General features: G+C 44.9%; 7 protein-coding genes. 2 read left to right on the forward strand and 5 right to left on the reverse strand.

The features are described 5' to 3' along the window. From F6K49_RS30425 to F6K49_RS30445, 5 genes are all read right to left on the reverse strand, one after another. On the reverse strand, positions 1 to 901 hold a 901-nt coding region (locus F6K49_RS30425; RefSeq protein ID WP_293102617.1), incomplete at its 3' end, for a mechanosensitive ion channel family protein. Positions 902 to 1,138: 237 nt separating this feature from the next. Further along, positions 1,139 to 3,208 (reverse strand): adenylate/guanylate cyclase domain-containing protein, encoded by a 2,070-nt coding sequence (locus tag F6K49_RS30430; RefSeq protein WP_293102621.1) that lies wholly within the window; start codon positions 3,206 to 3,208, stop codon positions 1,139 to 1,141. A 658-nt stretch (positions 3,209 to 3,866) separates the two neighbouring features. Then, positions 3,867 to 4,958, reverse strand: coding sequence for a M23 family metallopeptidase (locus F6K49_RS30435; RefSeq protein ID WP_293043183.1), 1,092 nt, complete (start codon positions 4,956 to 4,958; stop codon positions 3,867 to 3,869). A gap of 178 nt (positions 4,959 to 5,136) precedes the next feature. Further along, complete coding sequence (locus F6K49_RS30440; protein ID WP_293102625.1) at positions 5,137 to 6,450, reverse strand: homoserine dehydrogenase; 1,314 nt, start codon at positions 6,448 to 6,450, stop codon at positions 5,137 to 5,139. A gap of 16 nt (positions 6,451 to 6,466) precedes the next feature. Further along, positions 6,467 to 6,595, reverse strand: coding sequence for a hypothetical protein (locus tag F6K49_RS30445; RefSeq protein WP_293102628.1), 129 nt, complete (start codon positions 6,593 to 6,595; stop codon positions 6,467 to 6,469). Between the two features lie 592 nt (positions 6,596 to 7,187). On the opposite strand from F6K49_RS30445, the gene F6K49_RS30450 reads away from it, so the two are divergent. Both F6K49_RS30450 and metK read left to right on the forward strand, forming a co-directional pair. Continuing rightward, the gene (locus F6K49_RS30450; RefSeq protein ID WP_293102631.1) at positions 7,188 to 8,342 is read left to right on the forward strand and encodes an alanine--glyoxylate aminotransferase family protein; all 1,155 of its coding nucleotides are present in this window, start codon (positions 7,188 to 7,190) and stop codon (positions 8,340 to 8,342) included. A gap of 532 nt (positions 8,343 to 8,874) precedes the next feature. Then, the coding region (metK, locus tag F6K49_RS30455; protein ID WP_293102634.1) for a methionine adenosyltransferase at positions 8,875 to 10,087 on the forward strand (1,213 nt) is incomplete at its 3' end.

Consider the following 10,087-nt stretch of genomic DNA (forward strand, 5'->3'; position numbering starts at 1 on the left):
CACGGATTTTGGGGGCATCCTGATAGTCTTCGATACAAAACCTAACCTCATAGTTACCGCGATAGTCGTTATATTCCATGGTGCGGATCTCTGGGGAAGGATCACTCAATATCCCTTCTGTGGCCAGTGCTGTTTCTTTTAGTACTTGCTTAATTAGGTTGGGTGGATCATCACTGTCGAAGTCAATCCTAAAGGTTTCTACATGAATCCGTTTCGGTTTGCTGTAATTGAGGACTATTTCTCCCCCAAGTACCCGATGGGGAATAATAATCATGTCCCCTGTGCGGGTTAACAGGTGAACAGCTCGCCAATTCATATCAATGACCTGACCAACTTTGTCTCCCATCTGCAACCAATCACCGACTTCAAAGGGACGAGCGAACAGTAGGGTAATGCCAGAAAAGATGCTGCCCAGAGAGTCCTGAAGTGCCAAGCCGATAACAATAGAACCCACACCCAAGGCAGTAGCTAGACCAGCGAGGTCGGCTCCCCACACTCTCGATAGCACAATGGCACCACCAAGGGCTACCAAAAAAAATCTTGACAAATCTAGGAGTAGTTTTGGGATCCGTCCTCGCCATGTATTTTCCCCAGCGGCTTCAAACAAAACCGAATTGATTAGAGACAGAGAGGCGTCTATAACAAAGAACCACACCAGGGTCTCGACAAGCTTGACAAGATTGTTATCCAGGTCTAACTCAAGCACATTCTGGATAAATAGCAGGAATACTAAGACCGGTAGGACACGGTTACGAACTAGAAAGAGTGTAGCTGCTAGAGGCTGACCGCGTCTTTGTAAACGATGAGTAATTTCTGTGAGAATAATTACCAGGAACGGAAACCCTATCCCTAAGGCTATTGCCCAGATAAACCAATCGTTTTCCCATATTACTTTGCTCATCAAAACAATCTCCTTGTCCCGTTCTTTTACGATCCCTTGAACAAGAGGGTTAACCCTCTGAAAAAGTTTTCATCCCCCACGGGATAATGCTCGCGTGGGGGTTCTTAATTTCGTGTATTATGGTAATCTGGAAATAATGTAATCAAGTATAGTTTTATCAATTACCAATTCCCCAGTACCAATTCCCGATTACCCTTGGATTTTTCACAATTGGGCAAAACTGGGCAAAGCCGATGTCTACACTGTTGAAGCTACTAATTCCTGTGCAGTTCTTAACAACCAAGCTTTCGGCTGATTTTTACCATTAGTTGTGATGTCCTCAGCCTGCTCAAAGTCGTAAATATCATGGAGACTGTTGTAGACATTTTGAGACACTAATATAGCTCCCCGTGGGCAGTAAAACATTAGCTTATTGGCAACATTTACTGTATCGCCCCAAACGTCGTATACCACTTTTTCTCGACCTACAATGCCAGCAACAATATCTCCGGAATGGATACCGATTTCAAGGTCTATATCAAATCCTCGCTCATGACTGAATCGGTGGGTCAATGCTAGTATTTCTAAGCCAAAATCTACTGCCCGTTTTTGATGGTCTAGATGTAAGATTGATAATCCACAGACTGCCATGTAATTGTCCCCAATGGTTTTAATCTTCTCTATTCCGTATTTGGCGGTGGCTTGATCGAACAGACTTACTATATCATTAAGAATGGCAATGATTTCATGGGTATCCATAGACCTAGAGAGCTTGCAGAATCCAGCAATGTCGCAGAACAAAACCGTAACATTGGAAACACTATCAGCAATGTTTGTCTCTCCCCGTTTGAGACGTTTGGCTACGGAGTCTGGAAATACACTTGTCAGTAACTTTTCATTTTCGCGATTTTTCTCCTCGACCAGTTTAGTTTGAGTGCGTAAGCTGCCAACCATTTGATTAAATGACTCAGCTAACTCCCCAAATTCGTCTTCCGAGTCTAGATTCACAACCGCATCAACTTGTCCATCCCTGACTTTTCGGGCGCTAGCAATTAAAGTTCTTACTGGTTGGACAAACACATGGGCGAGCCCCATAGCAACTAGGGTGATCAGCAGTATGAGCAAAGCAGCTGAAACCAAAACTCTCTTTTGAAAAGCGTAAACTGGGGCATAGGCTTCGGTAAGAGCCATCTGGGAGACGATCACCCACTCCAATCCGTCGATGTTTAAGGGAGCGTAGGAACTCAAAACTTCAATACCCCGATAATCATCCATAATCTGGGTGCCTTCTTGCCCAGCTAAGGCTGCTTTTACAGCTTCTGTCTTGACTGGCTGTTGAAGAATTGATGTACCGAACTGCTCGATTCGCTTCAGGATCTGTTCCTTTACACCATGTTCTCGCAAGTCTTTACTATATTTTGTCGGGTCTTGAATTAGGAAACGGGAAACTGATCGCATCAGATAATCTTCTCCGACTAGATAGATCTCTCCTGTATCCCCCAGACCATTACTCTTCCATTTACGGTAACCTGTCATGACATTGTTAATCTGATTAACCGGAAGCTGGAATGCCAAAACACCTATAAATTGGGAGCCGTCATAGATGGGAGCAGCAATAAATGCTACTGGGGCTCCAAAAGAAGGACGGTAGGAATCAAAATCAAAGATCTGCACATAATCCTTTCCCTTGGCTTTTCGGAGGTCGCCTAAGGCGAAAGCCAAGTTACTATCACTGTATGGTCCAGTAGTGAGACTGGTGCCAAAGTCAGTTTCTTTAAAAACTGAGTAGACAATCTCACCGGTTTTAGGATCAATCAGCAACATATCCCGGTAACCAAACTTTTCAACAATATTGCGAAAAATCGGGTGGTAGCGGGTGTGAATACTACTGTACTCACTCTTGTCTTCTGGATCATCTAGGAGATGTTTCTCCCCAGCTGGGTTGGGGTTAGTAGCGATGTAATAGTACTGGAGGTAACGAGCCGCAGAGGTTTCTGGTAAGTAAGATTCTAATACAGGTTTGCCGTCACTAGTTTCCGCTAGTTTGGTCAAAAATTCCTTACGGTAGTATTTCTTGAGGGTGTCCTCTAAATTAGTTGGTGTATCATTTGGTGTCCTAGATTGCTGCAGTTGGTTGTAGGCTGTCTTAAATTCCTGCATCGCCTCGACCACCATTAAGTTTTCACTTAGGGTCTGGGTTTGATAACGAATATCTTCAAAGTATGATTCTATTTGATCTGCTTTGGAAGCTCGTAGACTGGTTAACTGGTTTGATACTGTTTTGCTCAGATGAGACTGACCACTCCGATAACCGATATAAGCAGTCACGAACAGCGAGCAAGTGCTCAGAGCCAGCAACATAAATATAAGTTTTGACCTGATACTGAAATTGTTGAGAAATCCCATGAACAGCCTTCCTAAACCCGAATTGTGAATGGTGATACGTGTTACCTTGTGTTATCGTCAATTGCCTCACTCCACACCTGAGAGGCTATGGAATTTGATCTACTTTCTTCCTGCTCAGGAGTAGGTAAAGACTTCGATAACAAAACCCTTAGAATGTACGCAGTTGGAATCTTGGGTTGATATTAAGCTATGAATCGATATTATCTATGGGGGGTTAAACCCCCTAAACTGGCGATAATTGACCATAAATTGAATAGGACTTACGCAAAACTGGCCTCTAAACGCGCTTATGGTGTAGCGTTATTAACGCACCCTACAGGGATATAATGCTTTAGTTTATTTATACGTAAGAACTTAAGTTGAAAAAAGTTCGCGGCAAGCACCAGCGAACTCTCGGTCAACTAAGTATTTTTACTCGGATTATATTAGAGAATTTGCGATCGCCTTTGGCGCGGCTTCGCCGATCGCACTCGATAGTTCTTTTGTGCTACAAAATGAAGTGCGGAAAGTGGGTTCATATCAGGATGAGCAATAGCTGACTATTGGACATGGACGATCAACTTGGTCAGCTCAATGCTTACTATGGAGTAATTTTCAAATGCAATTTTGGATCTTGTGCTGCCCAACCCCCAGGGGAATTCAAACGAACCTCAAAATGTAGATGGGGTTGGTTAATGTCAGGATTTCCTGTAGTACCCACTGTCCCTAATAACTGTCCAACATTAATCTGCTGACCTGGACTGACAGTAGTACGGTTTAAGTGAGCATAGCGGGTTTGGCGTCCTCCCTCATGATTAATCACCACCAAATTGCCATAAGTATCTTGTGATCCAGCATAGGCAACGATACCGCTATCACTGGCAAAAACCTGAGTACCTTCCTGTGCCAGTAAATCTACACCAGCGTGAAACTTCTTTTCATCCTCACCAGCATCTTGCCGCCAGCCGTAATCCAGTCCTATCCGTGCCACAGTTGGTAAGGGATAATTAGTCAATCCAGTGTAGTTATCTACAGTCTGAGTTTCCCCTGTTGTTGTGGGAATACTTCTGTTAAGGGAATTCAACCCTGGGATAAAGGCTTGCTTAGAGGGTTTTTGACAACCATTTAACTCAAATAAAACGGCAGCACGGACACCGTAGGCGTCTGCTAAGTCTTGCCAAGTGGCATTCAATGGCACATTCACCAAGATGCCATTGAATGGCGGAATCAGAATCTCTTGACCCACTGGCATTGACTGCCGGTTTAAGGCTGGATTGAATCGAAGTAGTGTAGCCTCCTCAAGGTTGTATTGGTTGGCAATACTCTCGACGGTTTCACCTGCAACCACTTGGTGGCGAGTTAAGCGGGAGAGCACTGGCGGTGGACAGATATCCTGTATTGTTGTGTTTTGAGTTACTGTGTTTTGTGACTGTTGTACTGTTTGTACTGTCAGGGTTGTTCGCGTAGCGTGGCCTTTTGGCCAAGGTTGCAGGTTGCCTGGTTGAAGTGTGGAATTTGTGAAATTTAACTGGCTTTGCGTTCGCTGAAAGCGGGACGAAGTCCATCGCCAACCATCATCTACAGATAAAGAACCAGGATAGGAATCAGTTGTTCCCAAGTTTGAAGTAGCAACAGTTGGGGTCACTAGCCAAAAAATTGTGGAAACAATTGGGAGCCAGCGCACTAGATTCATTGTTAATGATTGAGTCATAGATCAAGACTAGGGCAGAGGTAAACGGTTTCAACTTTTAGACTTCAACCAAACAACCTAGCTTTCGGGAATGGCTATGGTTTGAACTTTCCCGGAAGGACTTTCCTCAACCCTCTAAAAGATTAAACCTTCAACTATTAAACCTTCAACTATTAAACCTTCACAGCACTCTTAAAATACTAGGAATACTATCCACTGCCTCTAGAGTCCGAATTTCATCTAGAGCCTGTCGGAAGTTCCCTTCACGCACATCATGAGTGACGACCACAATCTCTGCTAAGTTTCCTTGGAAACCAATTTGCACCACAGATTCTAAACTGACATGATGTTTGCCAAAACTGGTGCCTAAATGCCCAATTACACCAGGATGGTCTTGACTAAGGAACCGCGCATAAAAGCGGGTGACCAGGTCTGAAATAGGAGCAACAGTACAATAGTGCTGATGAGCACAACTAAGTAGAGGATGTAGTTGCTTGGCTTCCCGATCGCTTTTGAGGACAGCAGCAATGTTTAAGATATCCGACACTACCGCACTGGCTGTCGGACCAGAACCTGCACCAGGACCAGAGAAAATCACTTGTCCAATCGGTTCGCCTTCTACCACAATCCCGTTGTAAACATCATTGATACTGGCAAGGGGGTGAGTTTTGGAAACAAGGGTAGGATGTACCCTCAGCTGAATAGTTTCAGACTTTGGGTTATCCCCAGTTGCCATGGGGTCTCGCTTGGCTACAGCTAAGAGTTTAATTACAAACCCCAGTTTCTCAGCATAACCAATATCTGCTGCACTGATCTGACGAATCCCTTCACAGTGGACATCAGATAACTTAATCCGTCCTGCAAAAGCAATAGAAGCTAAAATGGCAATCTTGTCAGCGGCATCTAATCCATCCACATCAGCAGTAGGGTCAGCCTCAGCATATCCCAACCGTTGGGCATCAGCCAGAATATCGCCAAATTCTCCCCCTTCCCGTTGCATCCGGGTCAGGATGTAATTGGTAGTACCATTAACAATGCCAGTAATACTGTGAATACGGTTCACTCCCAATGCCTGTTTGAGGGGTTGAATTACTGGGATACCCCCCCCAACGGCTGCTTCTAACATGACGTAGACTCCAGCCTCTTCCGCCGCCGCAAAAATTTCATCCCCATAGCGGGAAATAACGGCTTTATTGGCAGTGACAATATGTTTACCTTCGGCAATCGCCTTGAGCATAAGCGATCGCGCTGGTTCTAATCCTCCCAGTAGCTCTACTACAATATCTATCTCTGGGTTGGTGACAATTTCTTCTAGGTCGGTTGTCATCAACTCCAGTGGTAGTTGCACTTCTCTGGGCTTATCAAGCGATCGCACTCCCACCTTGGCAATTTCTATCCCTTGCAGTAGTGGGTTACGTCCAGCTGTGTCGAGTAAAATCTTTGCTGTTCCTGTACCAACCGTCCCTAATCCTAATAAAGCAATCTTAAAAACCACAGTATTTATCCTGAATCTATTGCTTGCCAAACATGCGATCGCTGAAAGCGGGACGCAGTCCATCGCTTAAAGCGTGCAGATCGCGAATCTTTTTATTTTCTAGCCTACTTTGCGGTTGAACGCGCACGCGTGGCCTTTTGGCCAAGGTTAATCCGTTGAAGGTTAAAGGTTGTTTCCTGCAACCTGCCAACCGGGTAACCTGACAACCGGCTAACCCAGGTATAATGGTTTCAGGGTATTTATTTATTTATTTTTATTCAAACTGGTGTTATTTATTTTTTTAGTGGATAAAGGTTTCATAATTTAGATGCATTTGCCCTACCTTTATAGGTCAACAAACTAGATTCAAATTCCTTTTGTTTGAGGATCACATCTTTGGTAAACTGTTGTGTATTAAAAATACATAACAGCTTAACTGCTTACCTCACCATTGCCATTGGCATCTTTGCCGATATCCCAGCAGATTAGGTTTTGTTGGGTGCATCTCAATGGATGAAATTAAGCAAAAATTCGCGCGATAATTCCCACAATCCCCACAATCCCCACACTTCCCACACTTTCCTTTTTTTTGAAAATATGAGATACACCCGGTTTTGTTGACCTCTTTAATCTCCTCTGTGCTTGAGGCTCAAGCTGATTTCTTGTCCCGTCTTACTTCCTAGAAGACGGGGATAGCCGCGTTCGGGTTATTATTTATTTTGGTTAACTCTTACTTTACTAAACACTTAATATAATAAATGACCTCAACTCCATCAATCAAAGATAATAATCGCGTCTCCCTGACCGATATAGACATGCCTCCGACGCTGTTACTCGGACCAGGGCCATCTAATGCCCATCCCTCCATATTAACAGCCTTGGGACTGCCCCCAGTTGGTCACCTGGATCCCCGTTTCATCGCACTGATGAACGAAGTGCAAACCTTACTCCGCTACGCTTGGCAAACTGATAACCCGATGACCATTCCCATGAGTGGGACAGGTAGTGCGGCCATGGAAGCTACTCTAGCCAATGCAGTAGAACCAGGTGATGTGGTTTTAGTTGGGGTTAAGGGTTACTTTGGACACCGACTCGTGGATATGGCTGGTCGTTATGGTGCTGATGTCCGTAAACTAATCAAGCCTTGGGGGCAAGTCTTTACCCTTGATGAACTCCGAGAAGGCTTGGAAACCCATCGTCCTGCTGTCTTGGCTTTGGTTCATGCTGAAACGTCAACCGGTGCCCGTCAGCCTCTGGAGGGTGTGGCTGAGTTGTGCCGAGATTTCAATTGCTTGCTGCTGGTTGACACAGTCACCAGTTTAGGTGGGGTGCCACTGTTTATTGATGAATGGGGGATTGATCTTGCCTATAGTTGCTCCCAAAAAGGGCTTAGCTGTCCACCAGGCATTTCCCCTTTCACCATGGGAGCTCGTGCCCTCGAAAAACTCCACCAGCGTCGTACCCAAGTTGCTAATTGGTATTTGGATATATCGATGTTGAGCAAATATTGGGGTGACGAGCGCACCTACCACCACACAGCTCCAATTAATATGAATTATGCCTTGCGCGAAGCTTTGCGATTGGTTGCTCAAGAGGGACTAACCGCTTGTTGGGAAAGGCATCAAGCTAATGCTGAATTGCTTTGGGAAGGTTTGGCTGATTTGGGTCTAGAATGTCACGTGGAGCAAGAATTTCGTTTGCCTACCTTGACCACGGTTCGGATACCAGAGGGGGTAGATGGCAAGGCAGTTACCCGCAAACTGCTGGATGATTACAACATGGAAATTGGTGGCGGCTTGGGTGAATTAGCAGGTAAAGTCTGGCGCATTGGTTTAATGGGTTATAACTCTCGGCGAGAAAATGTGGAGCAAGTTTTGAGTGCTTTAAAGGAGGTTTTAGGGGATTCTAAATAAAACATAATGGCAAGGGATTGGTAAGCGATGCAGCGCGGTCTTGGGGAGGCAGCGCGGTCTTGGGGGTCTCCCCCATGAGCGACTGCCGTGGTTCCCCCCACTCGCGCTTTGCATCAAGAAGGGATGTAACAGATGGGGTGCATCTTGTTTGTTCAGAAATCTGTTCATTAGCTGATAGCTGACTGCTGATAGCTGAATCATTACCCTTGCCAAGGGGAAAAATACCACAAAGGGTGAAATGTTAAAAATTTCATAAAAACGAGAGCAAGAGGATAAAATTTTGCTCGGATGATGGAGTTTAATCATTCATCAATTTAAAAATAGGTCAATAGTCAAAAAGTCTAGTTTTTTTGACTATTTACTCGTCAAATCATTCTGAAAAAGGATTTAGGATTTTTATTCAGCATCTGTTGAGCATCAATTTATGAAAAATGCTATATTTAAAGATTAAAGATTTGATAGTAACGAGTTAAAGCAACTCAAAATGATCTATGCTATACAGGTTCAGAAATAGTTAAAGGAGAATTGATAATTGTCTCGTCGCTATTTATTTACGTCTGAATCGGTTACCGAAGGTCATCCTGACAAAGTCTGTGATCAGATTTCTGACACTATCCTAGATGCTATGCTCGCTCAAGATCACCAAAGCCGTGTTGCGGCAGAAGTGGTCGTTAACACCGGTTTGGTATTGATTACTGGTGAAATTACCTCCCAAGCCCAGGTCAATTTGATTGATTTGGCGCGGAAGAAAATTGCTGAAATCGGTTACACAGATGCCGACAATGGTTTCTCTGCCAACAGTTGCTCTGTTTTAGTTGCTCTTGATGAACAATCCCCTGATATTTCCCAAGGGGTGACTACTGCCCAGGAAAGTCGGCAGGAAATGAGTGAGGATGAACTGGATGCTATCGGTGCAGGGGACCAAGGTCTGATGTTTGGCTTTGCCTGCAACGAAACCCCAGAACTGATGCCCATGCCCATCAGCCTGGCTCATCGGGTTTCTCGCCGTCTGGCAGCTGTACGTAAAACTGGTGATTTATCTTACCTGCGTCCTGATGGCAAAACCCAAGTCAGTGTGGTTTATGAAGATGGCAAGCCGGTTGGGATTGATACGATTCTGGTTTCCACCCAACACGATGCCACTATTGGTGATATTACCGATGAGGCAGCTGTCCAGGCAAAAATTAAAGATGACTTGTGGTCAGCAGTGGTGGAACCCTGTTTCCAAGATATCGAGATTAAGCCGGATAACAACACACGCTTCCTGGTGAACCCCACAGGGAAATTTGTAGTTGGTGGTCCCCAAGGTGATGCAGGTTTAACTGGTCGCAAAATTATTGTAGACACCTATGGCGGTTACTCACGCCATGGTGGTGGTGCTTTCTCTGGCAAAGACCCCACTAAGGTAGACCGTTCCGCTGCCTATGCCTGTCGCTATGCAGCTAAGAACATTGTGGCAGCAGGTTTAGCAGACAAATGCGAAGTCCAGCTGAGTTACGCGATTGGGGTGGCTAGACCCGTGAGTATCCTTGTAGAAACCTTTGGCACTGGTAAGGTGGACGAGGAGATTTTGCTGGAATTGGTCAACAAGCATTTTGAACTGCGTCCTGCTGGAATTATCCAAACTTTCAATCTGCGCCGATTACCCGCAGAACGGGGTGGTCGTTTCTATCAAGACACAGCAGCTTATGGTCATTTCGGGCGTAGCGATTTGATTTTGCCTTGGGAAGAAACTGATAAAGCAG

The sequence above is a fragment of the Moorena sp. SIO3I6 genome, assembly GCF_010672095.1.

Bases quoted from the DNA above. Each gene is read 5' to 3' on its own strand.
- F6K49_RS30450 (WP_293102631.1), top strand. From the start codon at position 7,188: ATGACCTCAACTCCATCAATCAAAGATAATAATCGCGTCTCCCTGACC.
- F6K49_RS30435 (WP_293043183.1), bottom strand. From the start codon at position 4,958: ATGAATCTAGTGCGCTGGCTCCCAATTGTTTCCACAATTTTTTGGCTA.